Source organism: Rhizobium mesosinicum, assembly GCF_019511345.1.
GTDB lineage: Bacteria > Pseudomonadota > Alphaproteobacteria > Rhizobiales > Rhizobiaceae > Rhizobium > Rhizobium mesosinicum.
The window spans coordinates 80381-99837 of the sequence record NZ_JAEUAK010000015.1; the positions used below are offsets into that span (position 1 = coordinate 80381).

The following is a 19457-nucleotide window of genomic DNA, read 5'->3' on the forward strand; positions in this document are numbered from 1 at the left end:
TAATTCCCAAATCTTCCGGTTGCCGATTAAGGTTGTATCAACCGATTCGGCGAAAGATGCGGCCACTCTCCATGATGGAGGATGCCGCCGAACCATCCGGAATGATTGCGGAGTGGACGGTTCCATCAGTTTCAAGGCGCCGCTTCCCATGCACTTCATCGACCGACTTCTGCAAAGCCGTCGTATCGTCACCAAGGTCCTGCTGTTCGTCATCCCGCTCGTCGTGCTGATCGCCGGCGTCGGCATCCTCGGCTACCACACGGCCAACATCCTGAACGGTCACATGACGGTGACGCGCGCGACGATCGAAAACATCTCCGATTTCGAGAACCTGCAGGCCGCACTTCAGGAGTTCGTCTCAGATCCGTCGGATGCGAGCAAGGCCGGTTTCGGCAAGGCGATCGATGCGCAGGAGAGGGGCGTTCTGCGCCTCAACGGTCTGCTGAAGACGGACGATCAGCGCGGCCAGCTAGCCGAGGTCAGCGGCCTTGCCGCCGCCATGCGCAAGCAGCAGGAGACGCTGTGGGGTCTGCGCCAGAGCGAAGATGCAAGTGTCGCGGCCATCAACGCGACGGTGCAGGCGATTTCGGCTGCTGCGGATGAAGCCGGCGGCAAGACCGATCTGGTGCGCAAGGATTTCACCGACAAGGAAGTCTTCGCCAAGGCGCTTCTCTACAATTCCGCTGCCTTCAAGTCGCTGACCGATATCATGGGCGCAATGCGCGTCGACATCCAGATGGGGTTTACGCCCGAAGAGCAGATCGAGGCCGCCCAGCAGCATATTGCCGAAATCCTGAAACAACTCGATATCGCCAAGACCATGGTCTCCAAGGATGGCCAGCCGCTGATCGAGCAGGTCGCTGAAACAGCCGGCAAGCTCGATGCGCTGTTGAAAGGCAATGGGACACCGGATGAGAAAGCCTCCGACATGGCGCCGCTGCTCACCAGTTTCGTCAATACCGAGGGCCAGATGACGCTGCAGTCGGCCAAGAACAGCGACACGGCATCCGCCCGTTTCGTCGGCCTCGATAAGAGCATTGCCGAACAGCGCGAGCTTTTGACCTCCGTCGATCAGGTGCGCGACGGCGCCGACCGGTTGCAGGTACATGTGAGCCAGATGCTGAGCGCGCGCGATGCCGCTTCCCGCGACGTGGTTATCGCCGATCTCAAGGTGCTCACCGAAACCGCCAAGAAGATTTCCGCGCTCGGCGCCAATGACGCCGTCATGAAGGCTTTCGCCGACAAGGTTGCTCCGGCTGCGGCTTCGCTGACCTCAGGCTCCGCCGACATGCTGAAGGCGGCTGCCGACTGGAAGGCTGCCCGTCAGCGATCCTCGGAAATCCTTTTCGGCGCCATGGCTTCGCTCCGCCAGTTCGTCAGCCAGGCACAGGAACTCGGCAAGGAGGACAGCGAGCGTTCGGCCAATGTTTCCGTCTTTGCGATGATCCTCGGCACGCTGCTCGCCATCATCGGCGGTCTGATGCTGGTCGAAACCCTGCGCGGCCCGCTGAAGCGCGTCTCCGAGGTGATGACGCGACTTGCCAATGGCGATCTGGAAGTGGCCATCGAAGGCCGAAACCGCGGCGACGAAATCGGCGACATGGTGCGCTCGGTCGCCGTCTTCCGCGATGCGGCCGTTGAAAACGTCCGTCTCGAGAGGGAGGCCGAAAGTGCCCGTGCGTTCTCTGCCGATGAGGCAAGCCGCCGCGCCGCCGAGCGCGCCCGCATCGAGGCCGAGCAGAAGCAGGCGCTGAACGCACTCTCCGATGTGCTGCAACAGTTGGCACAGGGCAATCTTGAAATCGGCATGCGCCGCGATCTCGCCAGCGATTTCGTCGATATGGCCGATACCTACAATCATGCCGTCGAGGCGCTGCGCCAGACGCTGGCCGACGTCCGTGGCGCTACCGTCGAGATCAAAGGCGGCACCGGCAACCTCGCATCCTCGGCCGACGATCTCGCGCGCCGCACCGAACAGCAGGCGGCTGCCCTTGAGGAAAGCTCGCGGGCGCTGCGGCACTTAAGCGACGTCGTGCGCTCCACCGCCGAGCGCGCCAGGCAGACGGCGCAGTCCGTCAACGAGACGCAGGTTTTCGCGACCCGCTCCGGCGAAGTCGTCGCCAAGGCCGTCGATGCGATGGGCGAAATCAACCGCTCGTCCGACAAGATCGCCACCATTATCGGCGTGATCGACGAGATCGCCTTCCAGACCAATCTTTTGGCGCTGAATGCCGGGGTCGAAGCTGCACGTGCCGGCGAGGCGGGCCGCGGTTTTGCAGTCGTGGCGCAGGAAGTGCGCGAACTGGCGCAGCGCTGCGCCAAGGCCGCCCGCGAGATCAAGGAGCTGATCTCGGCAAGCTCCGGCCAGGTACAGAGCGGCGTGGAGCTGGTCGAGGAAACCGGCCGGGCGCTCGCCGAAATCATCGCCCATGTCGGCGGCGTGCAGCGTCTCGTCGCCGAGATTTCGGCGGCAACCGGCGAACAGTCGACCGGCATCCACGAGGTCAGCAAGGCCGTGCATGACGTCGAGCTCATCACTCAGCAGAATGCGGCGATGGTGGAAGAGAACAATGCCGAAATCCACGGCCTTCGCCAGCGCGTGGACATGCTCTCCGACAAGGTGAACCGCTTCCGCATCGGCGATGAGGGCGAGGTACATGGTTCCGGCCGTGCCGATGGACGCCGGGCGGGTAGGGCTGCGTAAGCCGGCTTAAAGGATGACATCGAGAGAGCCCGCGGTTTGAGAGACGTTCCTGATCAGATTGAATCATTCTGACCGGGAAAGCTCCGCGATCGCGGGTTTTTCTTTTGAACAATTAGGCAGTCTGATCGTTTTTCGATCATGTCCAACGAAGGAGATGACCGTGATGGATTGGAACCGTGTTGAAGGCAACTGGAAGCAGATGAAGGGCAAGGTCAGGGAACAGTGGGGCAGGCTCACTGACGACGACCTCGACCAGATCAACGGCCGCCGCGAACAGCTCGAAGGCAAGCTGCAGGAACGCTATGGTTATGAAAAGGATCGCATCCGCAGAGATGTCGATACCTGGTACGATAGCCAGACCTGGCACTGAGCCATCCGATTTTCAGGATTCCACATCAGGAAGACTTGGCCCCGCTTCGGCGGGGCCACTTCAGAAGCAGAAGCCGAGTTCGAAGGCACACATTGGAGCGGCGTCGGTGCCACAGGAGAACGCTCAGGGGGGGGCAGGTCTGGGCACACTGCACGCCCCTCGCGGCAGTGCCTGGAGCGCGGATAGAGAAAGCGGCGAACACTCCTCCCTCATTCCTGTGATTTCACGGGAATCCAGCCGGCTCGCGTCTGCAGGCCGAAAAGACTCTCGAAAAACAGTGCCTGTCTACGCCACTCTTCAACAAAGAAGGGTTATGTCTACATTCTTCGCATCGAGAAGAAACGGCGCGCCGGTGTGACGCGCGACATCGGGGCCCCCTCTTTGAGCCATGGACGTCGCCGCTATCAATTATCCTCCTGTCACACTCATATGGCGTGCCACGGCCGGCCTGTTGTGGGTGCGATCTATGATGAAGTCGTGGCCCTTGGGTTTGCGTGTGATGGCCTCGTCGATCGCGGCGTGAAGCAGGCCGTCGTATTCGGTGCTGCGCAGTGCGGCGCGCAGGTCGGCGGCGTCGTTCTGGCCGAGGCACATGTAGAGCGTGCCGGTGCAGGTGAGGCGCACGCGGTTGCAGCTCTCGCAGAAATTATGGGTGAGCGGGGTGATGAAGCCGAGGCGGCCGCCGGTCTCGGCAACCCGGACATAACGGGCAGGGCCGCCGGTCTGGTAATCGATATCGGTGAAAGTGAATTGCCGTTCGAGATCCGCCCGCAGCTTGGAGAGCGGCAGGTACTGGTCTGTGCGGTCCTCTTCGATCTCGCCCATCGGCATGGTTTCGATGACGGTCAGATCCATGCCGCGGCCATGCGCGAAACGCAGCATGTCGGGCATTTCCGCCTCGTTGAAATCCTTCAGCGCCACGGCATTGAGCTTGATCTTCAAGCCGGCCCTCTGGGCGGCATCGATGCCTTCGATGACCTTGGCAAAATCGCCCCAGCGGGTGACCCTGCGGAATTTTTCCGGATCGAGCGTGTCGAGCGAGACGTTGATGCGGCGCACGCCGCAATCATAGAGTTCCTCGGCATGGCGGGCGAGCTGCGAACCGTTGGTGGTAACAGTCAATTCTTCGAGACCTGAACCGATCTGGCGGCCGAGCTGACGCACCAGGTACATGATGTTCTTGCGCACCAGCGGTTCGCCGCCGGTCAGGCGGATCTTGCGCACACCCTTGGCTATGAAGGCGGAACAGAGCCGGTCGAGCTCTTCCAGCGTGAGCAGATCCTTCTTCGGCAGGAAGGTCATGTTTTCCGCCATGCAATAGGTGCAGCGGAAATCGCAGCGGTCAGTAACGGAGACTCGCAGATAGGTGACGGCACGTCCGAAGGGGTCGATCATCGGGGCCGCATCCGCTACCAGCGGGGCGGCATTGCCTATCGTTCCGACTCTTGTGTTCACGACTGTCTCCGTACTCGTCCCAATGTGGGCATATGCTATTGTGGCGTCAAGGGAAACAGGCCGCGGCACCACGCGAATTCGAGCTTGCGCTGAAAAAGATCAGCGCCTACTCCTCGCATCAGAAGAGGACATCATGATGAGCGATATCTGGCCGACCGAAATCAGGGTCTCGAAAGACCGCCAGAGGCTGGTGGTAAGTTTCAATGACGGGCAGAGCTACGATCTCTCGGCCGAGCTTTTGCGCGTGCTGTCGCCGTCTGCCGAAGTGCAGGGACACGGGCCGGGACAGAAGGTCACGGTTCCCGGCAAGCGCAACGTCGCCATCGTCTCCGTCATCCCGACGGGGAATTATGCCGTACGCATCGGTTTCGACGATATGCACGATACCGGCATCTATACATGGACGTATCTGCGCGAACTCGGCGAGCGCGGCTTCGAGCTTTTCTCGGCCTATGAGGAAGAACTCGCGGCCAAGGGAATGAGCCGCGACGTGGCGGAAAAGCCGCGCTGATTGCAAGAACGAGGGGCAGACGAGGGGGCATATGACGGAGACACATAAACAGGGCTGGCTGCGAGCTCACGGGCACACCGGCAGCAGGGTCACATTCCTCGAGCTCTTCTTCGATCTCGTTTTCGTCTTTTCCATCTCGCAGCTGTCGCACGCGCTCTTTGCGCATTACACGCTGCTGGGTGCTGCCGAAGCCGCGCTGATGATGTTTGCCGTCTGGTGGGTGTGGATCTTCACCGCCTGGGTGACGAACTGGCTGGACCCCGAACGCATGCCGGTGCGAACGATGCTGATCGTACTGATGCTGCTCGGCCTCGTTCTCTCGGCCTCCATTCCCGAGGCCTTCGGTGAGAAGGGCCTGCTGTTTGCCTCAGCCTACGTGCTGATGCAGGTCGGCCGCTCGGCCTTCACTACCTATGCGATGCGGGCTGCTGGCCGCTCGGCGACGATCAACTTCGTGCGTATTACCACCTATCTTGCCGTTGCCGGCGTGTTCTGGATATCAGGCGGGCTGCTGGAGCATGAGGCACGGCTGATCTGCTGGGTAATCGCGCTCGCCATCGAATATTGCGGGCCGGCGCTCGCCTTTGCAGTGCCGGGCCTCGGCAAATCCAGGACGGAAGAGTGGGACGTCTCCGGCGCGCATATGGCGGAGCGCTGCGCGCTGTTTGTCATCATCTGCCTCGGCGAGGCGATCCTCGTTTCCGGCCGCACTTTCTCGGAGATGGAATTCTCGACCATGACCGGCGCGGTCTTCCTGATTGGCTTCATCGGCACGGTCGCGATGTGGTGGCTCTATTTCCGCTTCGGCCATGGGCGGGCGGCCCACCGGATCGAGCATGCCGATACGCCGGGGAGCCTGGCGCGGCAGGCCTTCACCTATGCGCATATTCCGATCCTTGCCGGCATCATAGTCCATGCCGTGGCGGTGGAATTCATGTTCGAGCATCCGCATGAGACGGGCAATCTCGCCATTGCCGCCTCCGTTCTCGGCGGATCGGGGCTCTTCCTGATCGGCAATCTCTGGTTCAAGGGCGCCACCAGCGGGCGCCTGCCGCTCTCCCACCTCGCCGGCATCGTCATCCTGCTGCTCTCAGCCTTCCTCGCGCCCTTCCTGCAGGTCTATGCGATGGGCGTTCTGGCGGCTCTGGTGCTGATCGTCGTGGCCGCATGGGAATACAAATCGCTGACGCGTGGGCCTGCGGCGGCGACCTTGCACTGAGGTCGGCTGATCGGGACGAGCGCCGGCCTACTACAACGTGCGCGTTCGCCCGAAGGATCGCAGCAAAAGATTGATGGAGACGGCGACTTTGTCGATGTCGCGGATGTCCCGCGAATATTGACCGGTGTAGAGTTTCACAATCATGTTGTCGCGAGCAGCGCCACTGAGTTCGAAATACAGGTGCAGATAGTAAGCTTGCTTATCGCCGCCGCGGCTTATGCTCCTGCCTCGCTGAGTGACCTGTCCGAGTTCTGCTTCGAACGGGGCGAAGCCGGGGAGCTTCAGCATGACCGATTTTGATTGAAACCGGGCCGTGACGGGGACCGCAACGACCGCCTTGTCCAGCGCCAAACTGACGACTTTACCGGGGACATCGTCGACCTTAGCGGCTTCATCGAGCTTGAACGCGTGAAACAGGCGCCGGGGTTTCTCAAAACAGATCAGGGACGCGATGAGCATGACGACGATATTGATACCTGACCAAACGGCGGCGACCGGCGAAAACTGACCTTGTATACGCGACGTTTCCGGCACGATATTGACCACAAGACCGAGGACGGTGACCGTGATCAGGCTCGCGATCCAGGCGAAACTGTAACGGTCGAACAGGTTCGACTCGTTGCCGCTGCCCTTCGGCGTCACCCTGAACGGCTTGCCAAATGGCCTTACCAGGCTGGAGACGACGGTTGGCAACATGCGGAATGCCGCGAAAGTCCCGACTGCACTGGAAACCACAGGCAAATAACGGGTCGGCGTGATCCACAGCATAAGCAGAAAATACGCCGCCAGCAGCGGCACCTGATGAGAGACGTAATCGGCTATCTCCGTGAAATAGAGGGGGAGCAGGCCGAACCAGAGATAGACGATCGGAACGAGCAGTATCGCGAAGCGGACCAGATACTGTACCAGCCATGACATCGGCAGGAACATGATCCGTTGAAAGAGCGTCAATCCCGGTCCGCGCAGCGGACCATTGTACAGGTAAAGAGTTTGAATACCCCCCTGACACCACCGCTCGCGCTGCACGAAATAACCTGTCAGGTTTTCGGCGGCCAGTCCCATCGATAGCCGCTCGTTCAGGTAGCGTGTCTTGTAGCCTTTGTTGAGCATCGAAAGAGTTGTCAGCAGGTCCTCCGTGATCGATTCCGTCGGAAACCCTCCTATGGCGTCGATGGCCGTGCGGCGCGCAATCGAGCATGACCCGCAGCAGAAACTGACGTCCCAGGCATCCCGGCTGGGGGCAATCTCGTCGAAGAACAGGCGCTGCTCGTCCGGCCAGATATTCTCCAGGCCCAGGTTCGATTGCACCGGATCGACATTGAAGAAATGTTGCGGTGTCTGGACGATGCCGATGCTTTCGTCGCAAAAGAAGGGCAACGTCCGGCGAAGGAAATGTCGATAGGGGACAAAATCCGCGTCGAAGACTGCGATGAACTCGCCTGAACTGACCTTAAGTCCATTGTTCATATTGCCTGCTTTGGCGTGTTTATTGTCGGCGCGCGTGACGTGGATGGCGTTCTTCTCCTCGCAATAGGCCTTGAGCCAATCCCGGCGCTGGTCGTCAAGCACATACACGTTTAATTTGTCGGCAGGATAATCCAGCGCGCGCGCGCCGATGATGGTTCGCTCGAGCACGTCGAGCGGCTCGTTATAGGTAGGAATGAAAACATCTACAGTTGGCAGTTCACGCTTATCGCGCGAAAAGAAAACGTGAGCCAGCCTGTCGGCTTCTGCGCTCCGATCGACGTAGCGGCTCATCAATATCAAAAAAAGGACCACTTCGACGCAGGCCAGAATCTCGACCACAAAAAGGATCCAGACCCAATAGAAGTTCAGACCGTCGTTGGGATAGGGAAGAACAGTCTCGGTCAAGCGCCAGAACATGTATCGCAGTAGAACTGCTGCCACAAACACGCAGGTCAACGTCCGCGTCCAGGTGCGATGGCGCGACCAATTGAACGGCCCCAGGAAAAAGAAGGCCAGAACGAGAAGGGTCGGAACCAGTGCTACAAGATACTGAACCACAGGTTTTTAACCCAATTTGACAGGTTGATGCCGTGTTTGGAAAACCGCACCTGCACGGTGCGCCCCACCTGGCAAAAGTTCGCAAAATCCCCGTTCATGAAGGATGGATCGAGGCGGACCCGGATGCGAGCGTTACGCTGTGTCGATGGCGGCAGACTGGCTGCAAAGGAATCGGTTTCGACAGCCGCCGAGCTGCCTCTTACAGAAATGACCGTACCCTTGAAGACATCACTGCGGCCGAACAAGCGGACTTGCGCAGCAAGTTCCGGATAGATGTCGTCATAGTCGACCTCCGGAACAAGGATATCGACAAACAGTTCTCGGCAGTCGAGGAGGCGCATCAGCTCGTTGTTAAGCACCACGTTCGAACCGTTGACGATACTCCTGCTCCAGACAACACCGTCGAACGGTGCTATTGCGGTCGCGAATTCAAGGTTGCTGACGCGGTTTTTCTCTTCGACCAACTGCTTTTGAGCTTCGGCAGCGCGTGTCTCATTTTCGGCTATGCGCGAGTTCAGGTCGTTGATGTGAATAATGACCTCGTCTTCGCGCTGCCGTGAATAGGGCACATCATTCTGTCCGTCGCCGAATGCAAAGATACCTTGGCGGACCGCATCGAGCCGTTGTTGCAATTGATCGACGGTTAAGTTGCTGATTTCGACCTCGCCGCCGGTCGCAGCACCGGCGGCGCGCGCGACCTCAACCAGCTTCTGCGTAAGAATGCCTCTCGACTTGAGCTCCATCCGGCGGTTGAGATCGACTTGCGCGACCAGGTCCTGAGCTTGCGACACCTCGACTTTCTTCCGCAGGATTTCGACTTCGCGTTCAAGATTGGCAATGGTGGTCTGCCTGTAGACCTCCAATCTGGCGGACAGCTCCTCGCGAAGCTGAGAGAGTTCCGCCCGTTCCTTTTTCAGCGCTGCGACGCGGTTGAGCGCCGTGTTGCGATCTGCTTCGAGCGAAGCGAGGATCGCACGATTGACGCGCGTATTTTTGATCTCTGCGAGAGCCTGTCCCCCTTTGACCGGGCTGCCCACCTTGAGGGGCTCTTCTGCAATCGTGCCGTCGATTGGCGCATTGACGAGAGCGAAACGCGCATTGACCGTACCGTCAAGGCTCGTAAAGCCGGTGATCGCCGGCAATGCGACGACAGTGATGAGTGCCAGCAGCAGCAAACCGACAGTGATGCGTGTGATGCGATGGTTCCAGATCATGTTGTCATCCGAAGGTACCGCTTCAGCAGCCATTGGCCTAACGATCCGGCACAATGGATACAACTAAATCTTGCATAATTTACCGCAACGGAAATCAATAGACAAGTGATGGTCGTAAACGCTGGGCCATATAGGCTCTGGAGGAAGCGCCGCAGCATATCCGTCAGCGCCCCGACACAATGTCGTAGCGGTGCAGGGGCTATGCTCGATTCATCTCCGACCGGCGGCAGATGATCGGGAGCGCATAAACCTCAGTCCTCGTCGCGCAGATCCCGCAGCAACACGCCGATAATGCGCTCCATCGAATCGGCGGTTGCCATGCATTGCTCGATCGGCTCTGCCGACAGCGTGCGTTCGATGAGGCTTGTCTGGATGGCCATGGCTTCCTCGGTGAGCTTGCGGCCCTCTTGCGTGAGATGCAGGCGCAGCACGCGCTTGTCGCGCTCGTCATCCCGCCGCACGATCAGGCCGCGCTTTTCCATCTGCGGCAGAAGCATGCTCATATTGGAGCGGCCGACCAGCAGCTTGCGTGCCAGCTCCTGCTGCGAAATGCCTTCGAAGCGATAGAGATTGACGAGAATGTCGAGATGCGGCGGCTTGATATCGAGATCGGAAAGCGAGCGCGCCAGGGATTGCTGCATGAGCTGGCAGGCGCGAGCCACCGCGATCCAGCTGCGAAAACGCGGATGATCCCAGGGCAGGGATTGATTTTTGTTCATCGTTGTACTTTATTGTTCAGTGTTGAACATTATCGGAATCCCATCATGGCAAACTTTACGCTGAAGGTCACCCGCCTCGGATTTTCGCTTGTGCAATCCGTTTCGCCGCGTCTTGCCGGCGAAGCGGCCTTCCGGCTGTTTTGCCGAACGCCACCTGCCAGACCCAAAGGTGAGAAGGCGAGAGCGGCGCACGCGGCGGGTATTGCGAGGCTCGCGGGCGCAGAACGCTTCCTGCTGCCGGTCGAGGGTAAGCGCGCTCATGTTTACAGGCTGAACGGCGGGGCGCTCGGCCGGCGCAAGCGCTACCTCGTCACGCATGGCTGGGGATCCGGCATGGCCTATATGGCCGACCTCGTGACGATGCTGGCAGACACGGGTGCGGAAGTGATCGCGCTCGATTTCCCCGGCCACGGCCGGGCCGGCGGCCGTTTCCTGCATATGGGGCTGGCGGTCAAAGCGATTGCGGCGGCCGAAGCCCGCTTCGGCCGCTTCGATGCCGTCATCGGCCATTCCTTCGGCGGCGCGGCGCTGATGGTTTCCGCCTCCGCCATGCTGTCGGATGTGAAGCCCGTCTCGGCCGAGCGTATGGTGCTGATCGGCTCACCGAGCGAAATGCAATGGCTGTTTACCGATTTCGGCCGAATGCTACGGCTGAAGCCGGCCGCACAGGCTGCGCTCGAGGATATTGTGGAACGCGTCACCGGCCGGAGACTGGAGGCGTTCGATGCGGGAAAGACTGCCGCAGGCATCGGCAAGCCGGTGCTGGTCATCCATGCCGAGGACGACAAGGAAGTCAGTGCCGACCACGCTCGGCGTTATGCGGCCTCCGGCGGGCATGTGCGCCTGTCCTGGGCAAATGGGTTCGGCCACCGGCGCATCATGTCAGCAGAGCCGGTGCTGAGCGAGATCGCGGCTTTCCTGGCAGAGGAAGACATCAAAAAAGATGCTGAGATCATTCCGATTTTTGAGCTTCCGGCGCGCCGCGCATCGGTGTAGCGTCCGCCCGGCCGCAGGTCAGACGGCCGGCACTATGGCATCGGCGCGAAAATCCAAATCGATTTTCGGAAAGCCGGACGCGCAGAATCAACGAGGTTAGAGTGTCCTTTTTGTGTCCGAACGGATGGGCGGCGCTCTCGGGCGGGATACGGATGAAGATCATCAGCAATATCGAAGAGCTCAACGCAATCTATGGCGCGGGCCTGTCGCAGGCCTCCGTCGACAAGGTGACGAAGGCCCTGACACCGCTCTATCGCGGAATGATCGAGAGGTCGCCCTTCATGGCGCTTGCGACCGTCGGCCCAGAGGGGCTCGACTGCTCGCCGCGCGGCGATCTCGGTGGCGTGGTGCGCATCATCGACGATACGACGCTGCATCTTCCCGACTGGCGCGGCAACAACCGCGTCGATTCGCTTTCCAACATCGTGCGCGATCCGCGCCTGTCGCTGATGTTTCTCATTCCAGGTTCCAACACGGTCATGCGCATCAACGGCCGCGGCATCGTCTCCAATGACGAAGCGCTGCTCGAGAGTTTCGAGATGGACGGCAAACATCCGCGCACAGTCACCGTCATCAGCATCGTCGAGGTCTATTTCCAGTGCGCCCGCGCGGTCATGCGCGCCGAACTCTGGAATGCTGACCACTTTGTCGATCCGGCGAACCTGCCGACGCCCGGCCAGATGCTGAAGGATGCGGTGGGTGATTTCGACCACGAGACTTATGACCGGGAATGGCCGGCGCGCGCTGCCAAGACGATGTGGTGAGGTGGGGGTGTCACCGGATGGTGACATAGATTGAAAAGGCCCCGCCCCAACCCCTCCCCACAAGGGGGAGGGACTTAATCTGCGGCACTGATTTCCGCATAACAGACGTTTCGGAAGGGGCAAGGCGGCGCTCCGGATTAGTCCCTCCCCCTTGTGGGGAGGGGTTGGGGAGGGGTCTTGATTTGCCGGACAGCCGCTCATCTCCATGTCGTCGGACAGGCCCGATGTGTCGAAGAGATGCAGGAGACGATGTCAAGCCACCACTCTCCTCGGAAACAGCACAGCGTCCGAGGCCGTTCTGACCCCATCGACAACAAGCGATGCCCCATAGACTTCGGGCACCTCGATCCCCAGCCTTTCATGCAGCACCGAAGCCGAGCGCGGTAGGAAGGGCAGGAGGCAGCGTGCGACGACCGCCAGGCCATAAACCTGCTCAGCAAGACAAGCGCCGAGGCGATCAACCGTAGCCTGTCGTTCCTCTGGCGTGAGGTCACCAAGCAGCGCCTTCGCATCCGCCCATGGCGCACGTCTGGCAAAGCGCCTGTTTGCCTCGCCGATAAAGGCGAAGATATCGGCCAGGCCGACATGCAGCTCATAGGCATCGAAGGCTGCGGCGACCTTCCCAGGAAGACGAGCCGCCTCCTGCACGAAATCGCTGTCCTGCAGCGGCGGAACGAACCCGCCAAATGAACTCGCGAGAAGTGCCAGTACCCGGTTGGCGAGATTGCCGAGTTGCCCGCCGAGTTGACCCGACCATGCGGCTTCGAGACGCTCGCCGGAGAAGTCGCCATCGTCGCCCGAACGTATATGCCGGAGCAGATAGTAGCGCAGTGCATCCGGCGTACCGTAAGCATCGATGATGCTGTCCGGATCGATGCCGTTGCCTGCGGATTTGCCAATCTTCCTGCCATCGACCGTTACATAACCATGCACCGATATCGATGACGGCGGCGGCAGACCCGCGGAGAGCAGGATCGCCGGCCAGTAGATGGCGTGGAATTTCGAGATGCCCTTGCCGACGACGTGGATGCGTTGGCCGCCGTCGATCCAGTAGCGCTTGAAGAGCGCCTGGTCGGAGCCGTAGCCGAGCCCGGTCAGATAGTTCGCGAGCGCGTCGAACCAGACATAGATCACCTCGTCTCCATCAGGGACGGGAACGCCCCAGCCGCGCGCCCGCTCGGCGCTGCGTGAGACGCTGATATCCTCAAGGCCGCGTCGCAGAAGGGCCAGCACCTCGTTGCGCCGGTGCGCCGGAACGATCGTGAACTCGCCGCTCTCGATGAGCTGCAGGATCCTGTCACCATGGCGGGACAGACGGAAGAACCAGTTCTCCTCTTTGACAAGTTCGAGGGAGACGCCATGTTCCGGGCATCGGCCGTCAACAAGTTCTGCGGCCTCGTAGAATTGCTCGCAGCCGACGCAATAGAGGCCTTCGTAGGCCTTGCGGTAGAGGTCTCCATTGTCGGCGCAGGCGTACCACAAGGCGTGTACGCAAGCGAGATGGCGCGGGTCGCGGGAGGTGCGCACGAATTCGTCGTTGGAAATGTCGAGCCGCGTGCCGAGGCGCTCGAACCTGTCGGCATTGGCGTCGACGAAGTCCGCCACGGGCAGGGCGGCTGCCTCCGCCGAGCGAACATTCTTCAGGCTGTTGTCATCTGTTCCGCACTGGAAGCGGACATTGCGGCCGAGCAGCCGGAAATGGCGCGCATAGGCGTCGGCCTGCACGAGTTCGAGCGCAAAGCCCACATGCGGGGCGGCGTTCACATAGGGGATCGAGGTGGTGATATAGGTGTCCGGCTTGTTCATCGGTTGATCCTTTCGAGGCTGTTTGCCCGCGAGACGGATCGCCAAATGAAAAGACCGCCTCGGGGGCGGTCGCTGGTGCATTATGGACGCACGAAACCCGCCACGCTATGAGCGCGGCATCATCATCATCACTGACGCGTGGGTCTCGGTTCTGTCCATGCGGAATTGGTACCACCGGAAGCCGCATCCGACAAGCGGGCTGATTTCAATGCGATATCGTCTATTCTCGGGGGCCTGATACTTTTGCGCGGAGGAAGCGATGGTGACGGAAAGCATGAGAACAGGCGGCTGTGCATGTGGCGCGGTCCGGTATGAAGTCGAGGGAGAGCCCTATCAATCCGGGCTCTGCCATTGCACCAAGTGCCGGAAACTGACCGGCTCGATCTTTTCGGCGACTGCGAACTGGCGCCGCTCGAAGTTCAAGATGGACGGCGAGATCAGTACCTATGACAAACGATCGTTCTGTCCGATCTGCGGATCGCGGCTGTTCTTCATGTTCGACGATGGCGTGGAAGTCTTCCTTGGAACGCTGGACGAGGCGCCCAACGAGATCCGGCCGATGGTCGAGGTCTGGACTGTCAGACGTGAACCCTGGATGCCGCCGATCCCGAAGGTCCGCCTTTACGACGAAAACGAACACGCGCCGTAAGACCGGTTGATGTCGGGCTTCCAGGCCGTGTCGCAGGTTGATCCTCCAACGCGGCGGCCGGCCATCCGCCGCGGGGCGAGTTGGATTGCATCTTCCGCCTGTCAGGGGAATACCGCGACAACAACCGGAGACGGTGGTAGATTCATGTTGGTTGCTCGTCTTGTGGGGGATGAGGCATGGGCAAGCTTGCAGAAGGGTCTTCGATTCCGCCTTCATCATCAGTCGGAAAGGCCATTGTGGACGAAGTCCGTCAATCGCCGATTCTCGCGCTGATCATCTTCGTGCCTGTCGTCATTGTGCTGGAGCGGCTCACGCCCGACGCGCACACGCTGTTGTTCCTGCTGTCCGTCGTAGCGATCATACCGCTTGCCGCTCTTCTGAGCCGGGCCACCGAGGCGGTTGCGGCAAAAACCGGCGACGCGGTCGGCGGGCTGCTCAATGCCACGCTCGGAAACCTCACTGAACTCGTCATTTCGCTGGCGGCGCTGCAGGCGGGGCAATATCTGCTGGTCAAGGCGTCGATCGCGGGCGCGATCGTCACCAATACGCTGTTCATGCTGGGCGGTTCCTTCCTGCTCGGCGGGCTCAAGCACCACATTCAGGAATTCAACAGGGTCAATGCGCGCTTTCAGGCCTGCATGCTGTTCCTGGCAACGATTGCCGTTCTCGTCCCGTCGCTGATCAGCGAAGTGGATCAGCCGCCGGCACCCGAGGTGTCGCAGACGCTGAGCCTCGGGCTTTCGATCCTGCTCATCGTCGTATACGCGCTCGGCATGTTCTTTTCACTGCGCACGCATAAGGAGCTTTTCGCCAGCGTCAGCCATAGCGGCGAAGAGGAGAAACCGTGGCCGATGACGCTGGCTCTCGTCCTGCTCGTCGTCGTAACGCTGCTGGTGGCGCTGGTCAGCGAAATCTTCGTTGGATCGGTGCAGGTTGCTGCCGAACATCTCGGCATGACGCCGGCCTTCGTCGGTTTCATCGTCGTGGCGCTGGTGGGTGCGGCAGCGGAAATGACGACGGCCTTTTCGGCGGCGCGTGCCGATCGGCTGGATCTCAGTGTCGGCATCGCGCTCGGCAGTTCGGCGCAGATCGCGCTCTTCGTCGCACCCCTGTTGGTGCTCGTCAGTTATTTCATCGGCCCTGAACCGATGACGCTGCAGTTCTGGCGTGGCGCGGTGACGATGATGATTGTTGCCACGCTGGCCGCTGCTTTCTTGTCCAATGGCGGACGCGGCACCTGGTATGCGGGGATCATGGTTCTGGCGCTTTACGGGATCTTCGCTTTCACCCTGTTCGTCCTGCCGCCGGCAAGGCCATCCTGATCATTCGCCCCGCCGAATGGCAACCACGCATGCATGCCTGATGGATTGGCCTGATGGATTGACCTGATGGATTACAGGAAGGGAAAAGGAGGGACATGACGACAAAAATCGTCACGGCATTTCAATCGAGTACACGGATGAGGCGGCGGTTTTTCGCGGCGCTTTTCAACCAGATCCGCATCCTCTGGCCGATTTTTTCCGGCGTGCTGATCGTCATGCTCGGAGCAGGCGCCGTCATCGGCTGGATCGAGGGCTGGGGGATCGGTGAAAGCGTGTATTTCACTTTCGTCACCGGCCTGACCATCGGCTACGGCGACCTTGCGCCCAAGGGTACGATAGCACGCATCCTGATCGTGCCGATCGGCCTTTGCGGTATCGTGCTGACCGGCCTCGTTGCCGCCGTCAGCGTACAGGCGCTCGATGCGGCGGGCCGCGTTCGAGCCGAGCAGGATGATCTCACCGATACCAGGCCGTAGGGGGGCGTTGGGGGCTGCATCACCCGTTTTCGATGCGCGATTAAATTAAATAGTGTTGACTAATTGATTAGTGTTGGCTATTTGATTTCCATGATTGAAGCCGAAGCTATCACCGCTGTCATGCGTGCCCTTGCCGATCCCACGCGGCGGGCCGTGTTCGAGCGCATCGTCAATTCCAAAGAAATCACCGTGGTCGAGCTGACCCGCGGCAGCAATGTCACGCAGGGTGCCATTTCCCAGCATCTCAAGTCCCTGAAACAGGCCGGCCTCGTCAGCGAACGCCCCGAAGGGCGCAATGTCTATTACCGCGCCGAGCCGAGCGGTCTGGAGCCGCTGGCCGACTGGATGGGCCATTACGGCACCTTCTGGCGCGAACGCTTCACCGATCTCAGAAAGCTCTTGAAGGAAATCGACCCATGAACCAAGCCATGAATCCCGAAAGACACGCCTCCGACACGCAGGCCATCGTGGTCGATGAAGTCTTCCCGCATGCACCTGACATCATCTGGAAGGCGCTGACCAGCGGCGAGCTGATCGGCCGCTGGTTGATGCCGCCTGATGGATTTGCGCCCGTGCCCGGCAACCGCTTTACCTTTCAGACCAAACCGGCCGGCGAATGGGATGGCACCATCCGTTGCGAGGTGCTTGAGGTCGTGCCGAATGAGCGGCTGTCCTATGCGTGGAAGGGCGGCCATGAGAGCAATGATGACGGTTATGGCTCGAAACTGGAGACGGTGGTCACCTTCACCCTTGCCAGGACCGAGGAAGGCACACGTCTGCGCCTCGTCCATTCCGGCTTCGTGCTTCCGAAGAATGACATAGCCTATCGCAACATGGGCGAGGGCTGGAAGAAGGTTGTCGAGCGGCTCGACGCCGTCGTCGCCGAAGAGGCGTCTTCACAGACACGGCATTGAACGAGGAGGAAAGTGACATGACCAAGTCCTATATCGGTGGCTGCGCCTGCGGCGCGATCCGTTACGAGATATCAGGCGAGCCGGCCGTCATGGTCGACTGTCAGTGCCGGCAGTGTCAGCGCTCCAGCGGCACCGGACATCAATCGCATCTGACGTTCGTGGCAGCGGAGGTGAAGGTCGAGGGAGAGGCATCCCTCTGGCAGACCGTCGGCGACGGTGGAACCGTCAAGCAGCGCGGCTTCTGCCCGACATGCGGTTCAGCCGTCTACATGACCTTTCCCGACATGCCCGAGGTCTTCATCGTTACGCCGGCAAGCCTCGACGACCCAAGCCGCTATCAGCCGCAACTGGTGTCCTGGACTGCGGCCGGATATGGTTGGGACCACCTCGATCCGGCCGTACCGAAATTCGAGAGGATGCCGCCGGCGTGAAGCGGGAGCCCTGACTTTGCGTCGAGAATGCGCCGGAACAGGGATTGTTGCTCTCTCATTCGCCTGACATAGTGCCGCAAACACAGCAGGTGACGCCTTGCCTTTTGCCGTTCACATGGAGCTGGACCCGTATGCTGCAGCAGAGCTTCAGCCGATCGTCGAGCATATGGAGCGCATTTCGCCCGATGTCGTCACTCCTCGTCGCTTGAAGGCTGAGCCGCACATATCGCTTGCCGTTTATGACGGGCTCGACCCCGAGCCTCTCACAAACGCGCTCGACCGCTTCAGCGCTGACATGCACGCTCCCAGCGTCAAACTTTCCGCCATCGGCCTTTTTCCCGGACCGGCATCAGTTCTGTTCGCCGCGCCCGTCGTTTCCGAGGAGCTGCTAATCCTCCACCGGAACTTCCATGTCGCGGCCGCCTCTGCGGGGGCGGCGTGCTGGCCGCATTACCTGCCGGAAAACTGGGTGCCGCATGTCACGCTCGGCGAGCAGCTGAGCCCAGAGGAGGCCGGGGCGGCAATCAGCGGTGCGACGGGCCTCTGGCAACCGGTGGCCGCACGCCTGCACCGGATTTCGCTCGTGCGCTTCCATCCGGTCGAGCTGTTGTGGCACCGGCAACTGCCGGGCTGAACCTATCAGTGGCTTACGCGCGCCAGAAAGGCCGGTGGCACTGCTCGTTGGCGACTTCACGCGTCATACCGAAATCCCGTAGCGTCTCGTCGGGCAGAGTATCCAGTTCGCGGGCGAAGAGGCGGCGCTCGGTCCAGCGTTCGCGCCACAGGCGGAGCGTATCTGTCATGTGCATGAAAAAGTTTCCTTTCTCTGTTGGCAAAACTCACCTATTCCTAGCGGAGATCTATGCGGGAGATTTTTGCTGTGTTTGCTTGGATGTCATACTTTTATGGTAGTATCTGAATTCGCAAAAGCGCGTTATCTTCACTTTATCCGTTAGAAAAACTCACACATGAGAAAATCATGGCCCGCCATCTGCCGCCTCTCTCCTATCTCCGGGCCTTCGAGGCCACTGCACGTCTCGGCTCGGTGACACGCGCGGCCGACGAGCTGGGGCGCACGCATGGAGCTGTGTCCAAGCAGTTGCAGCTTCTGCAGGAGCAGCTTGGGCTTCCCGTGTTCGAGAAATCGGGAACCGGGCTTCGGCTGAATGAGGATGGGGCGGCCTTCTTCACCACAGTCTCGCGGGCCTTCGATCTTCTGGAGGAGCGCTATCAGGAGCTGAAGTCGAGCCGGAACGAAGCGAGCGTGCATCTTTCCTGCAGCGCCACGTTCGCCATGGTCTGGCTGGTGCCGCGTCTGGCGGAATTCTACAGCCTCTATCCGAATTGCCGGGTGCAGCTGACCATGTCATCGAGCGCGCGCGACGCAGGCCCGAACCGGGCGAGAGACGGTGTTGATATCATGCTGAGCTGGGATCGCCTGTCACGGCCGCAGTTCAGGCGGGAGCATATCCCGCTCGCCTCGGTTTCTTTTGGCCTGGTGTCTGCACCGGATTATCCGTTCAGCGTCAATGGCGATGATTTCAGCTTCCCGACCCGCATTTCGCCCGACAGTTTGAGCGAACAATGGACCAACTGGCAGGCGGCGACCGGACACAGGATTTCGGCGCAGTCGGAGCTCTATTTCCCGCATATGTATCTTTGCGTCAGCGCCGCCGTCAGCGGGCTTGGCGTGGCGCTTGTCGAGCGACGTTTTGCACTGAACGAGCTGAAAAGTGGCAAGCTGGTGGAACGATCGGAATTCCTGACTTACGAGAACGGTTTCGTGGCCGTCATTCAGCCTGGCCGAGCGCTCTCGCCGGCAGCGGGTCATTTCCTCGACTGGCTGCGCAGCGCCTTCGTGCGGGAATAGCTGGCGGAAACT

At 60.5% G+C, this 19457-nt stretch carries 20 protein-coding genes; 14 read left to right on the top strand and 6 right to left on the bottom strand.

Annotated elements, in window-relative coordinates:
- Positions 1-148 precede the first annotated feature (148 nt).
- Positions 149-2704, top strand: coding sequence for a methyl-accepting chemotaxis protein (locus JNB85_RS30985; RefSeq protein ID WP_220337687.1), 2556 nt, complete (start codon positions 149-151; stop codon positions 2702-2704).
- A 163-nt stretch (positions 2705-2867) separates the two neighbouring features.
- Complete coding sequence (locus JNB85_RS27760; RefSeq protein WP_183734815.1) at positions 2868-3074, top strand: CsbD family protein; 207 nt, start codon at positions 2868-2870, stop codon at positions 3072-3074.
- A 408-nt stretch (positions 3075-3482) separates the two neighbouring features.
- Here the strand turns inward: JNB85_RS27760 and moaA are convergent, their stop codons facing one another.
- Positions 3483-4529, bottom strand: a complete 1047-nt coding sequence (gene moaA, locus JNB85_RS27765; protein WP_220337624.1) for a GTP 3',8-cyclase MoaA — start codon at positions 4527-4529, stop codon at positions 3483-3485.
- Positions 4530-4665: 136 nt separating this feature from the next.
- Between moaA and JNB85_RS27770 the strand changes: the two genes are divergently transcribed.
- Together JNB85_RS27770 and JNB85_RS27775 are read left to right on the top strand one after the other, a co-directional pair.
- A complete protein-coding gene (locus tag JNB85_RS27770; RefSeq protein WP_183830596.1) occupies positions 4666-5040 on the top strand; it encodes a gamma-butyrobetaine hydroxylase family protein in 375 nt (124 codons plus the stop codon).
- 31 nt (positions 5041-5071) lie between these two features.
- Positions 5072-6259 (top strand): low temperature requirement protein A, encoded by a 1188-nt coding sequence (locus JNB85_RS27775; RefSeq protein WP_220337625.1) that lies wholly within the window; start codon positions 5072-5074, stop codon positions 6257-6259.
- A 30-nt stretch (positions 6260-6289) separates the two neighbouring features.
- Here the strand turns inward: JNB85_RS27775 and JNB85_RS27780 are convergent, their stop codons facing one another.
- The 3 genes from JNB85_RS27780 to JNB85_RS27790 form a co-directional block, all read right to left on the bottom strand.
- Entirely contained in the window at positions 6290-8284 is a 1995-nt protein-coding gene (locus JNB85_RS27780; protein WP_220337626.1) for a glycosyltransferase, read from the bottom strand.
- Entirely contained in the window at positions 8266-9498 is a 1233-nt protein-coding gene (locus JNB85_RS27785; RefSeq protein WP_220337627.1) for an HlyD family secretion protein, read from the bottom strand. The genes JNB85_RS27780 and JNB85_RS27785 overlap by 19 nt, the downstream gene beginning before the upstream one ends.
- Positions 9499-9749: 251 nt before the next feature.
- The gene (locus JNB85_RS27790) at positions 9750-10217 is read right to left on the bottom strand and encodes a MarR family winged helix-turn-helix transcriptional regulator (protein WP_183830603.1); all 468 of its coding nucleotides are present in this window, start codon (positions 10215-10217) and stop codon (positions 9750-9752) included.
- A 45-nt stretch (positions 10218-10262) separates the two neighbouring features.
- Here JNB85_RS27790 and JNB85_RS27795 point away from each other — a divergent pair, with 45 nt between their 5' ends.
- Entirely contained in the window at positions 10263-11213 is a 951-nt protein-coding gene (locus JNB85_RS27795) for an alpha/beta hydrolase (RefSeq protein WP_220337628.1), read from the top strand.
- A 152-nt stretch (positions 11214-11365) separates the two neighbouring features.
- On the top strand, positions 11366-11977 hold the full coding sequence (locus tag JNB85_RS27800; RefSeq protein ID WP_220337629.1) for a pyridoxamine 5'-phosphate oxidase family protein: 612 nt from the start codon (positions 11366-11368) through the stop codon (positions 11975-11977).
- A gap of 252 nt (positions 11978-12229) precedes the next feature.
- Here the strand turns inward: JNB85_RS27800 and JNB85_RS27805 are convergent, their stop codons facing one another.
- The gene (locus tag JNB85_RS27805) at positions 12230-13783 is read right to left on the bottom strand and encodes a methionine--tRNA ligase (RefSeq protein WP_220337630.1); all 1554 of its coding nucleotides are present in this window, start codon (positions 13781-13783) and stop codon (positions 12230-12232) included.
- 259 nt (positions 13784-14042) lie between these two features.
- Here JNB85_RS27805 and JNB85_RS27810 point away from each other — a divergent pair, with 259 nt between their 5' ends.
- The 7 genes from JNB85_RS27810 (at position 14043) to JNB85_RS27840 (ending at position 18209) form a co-directional block, all read left to right on the top strand.
- The gene (locus JNB85_RS27810; RefSeq protein WP_220337631.1) at positions 14043-14432 is read left to right on the top strand and encodes a GFA family protein; all 390 of its coding nucleotides are present in this window, start codon (positions 14043-14045) and stop codon (positions 14430-14432) included.
- Between the two features lie 176 nt (positions 14433-14608).
- Entirely contained in the window at positions 14609-15754 is a 1146-nt protein-coding gene (gene cax / locus JNB85_RS27815; protein WP_220337632.1) for a calcium/proton exchanger, read from the top strand.
- Between the two features lie 95 nt (positions 15755-15849).
- Complete coding sequence (locus tag JNB85_RS27820) at positions 15850-16230, top strand: potassium channel family protein (protein WP_420852300.1); 381 nt, start codon at positions 15850-15852, stop codon at positions 16228-16230.
- A 90-nt stretch (positions 16231-16320) separates the two neighbouring features.
- Positions 16321-16650, top strand: a complete 330-nt coding sequence (locus JNB85_RS27825; protein WP_220337633.1) for an ArsR/SmtB family transcription factor — start codon at positions 16321-16323, stop codon at positions 16648-16650.
- Positions 16647-17144, top strand: coding sequence for an SRPBCC family protein (locus JNB85_RS27830; protein WP_220337634.1), 498 nt, complete (start codon positions 16647-16649; stop codon positions 17142-17144). Before JNB85_RS27825 ends, JNB85_RS27830 begins: the two co-directional genes overlap by 4 nt.
- A 17-nt stretch (positions 17145-17161) precedes the next feature.
- Positions 17162-17575: a GFA family protein gene (locus JNB85_RS27835; protein WP_183830628.1), complete on the top strand. Its 414-nt coding sequence runs from the start codon at positions 17162-17164 to the stop codon at positions 17573-17575.
- A 97-nt stretch (positions 17576-17672) separates the two neighbouring features.
- Positions 17673-18209, top strand: coding sequence for a 2'-5' RNA ligase family protein (locus JNB85_RS27840; RefSeq protein ID WP_220337635.1), 537 nt, complete (start codon positions 17673-17675; stop codon positions 18207-18209).
- A gap of 13 nt (positions 18210-18222) precedes the next feature.
- Here JNB85_RS27840 and JNB85_RS27845 read toward each other — a convergent pair whose 3' ends face one another.
- Positions 18223-18384 (bottom strand): YjiS-like domain-containing protein, encoded by a 162-nt coding sequence (locus tag JNB85_RS27845; RefSeq protein WP_220337636.1) that lies wholly within the window; start codon positions 18382-18384, stop codon positions 18223-18225.
- A 170-nt stretch (positions 18385-18554) separates the two neighbouring features.
- On the opposite strand from JNB85_RS27845, the gene JNB85_RS27850 reads away from it, so the two are divergent.
- Positions 18555-19445, top strand: coding sequence for a LysR substrate-binding domain-containing protein (locus JNB85_RS27850; RefSeq protein WP_220337637.1), 891 nt, complete (start codon positions 18555-18557; stop codon positions 19443-19445).
- Positions 19446-19457 lie beyond the last annotated feature (12 nt).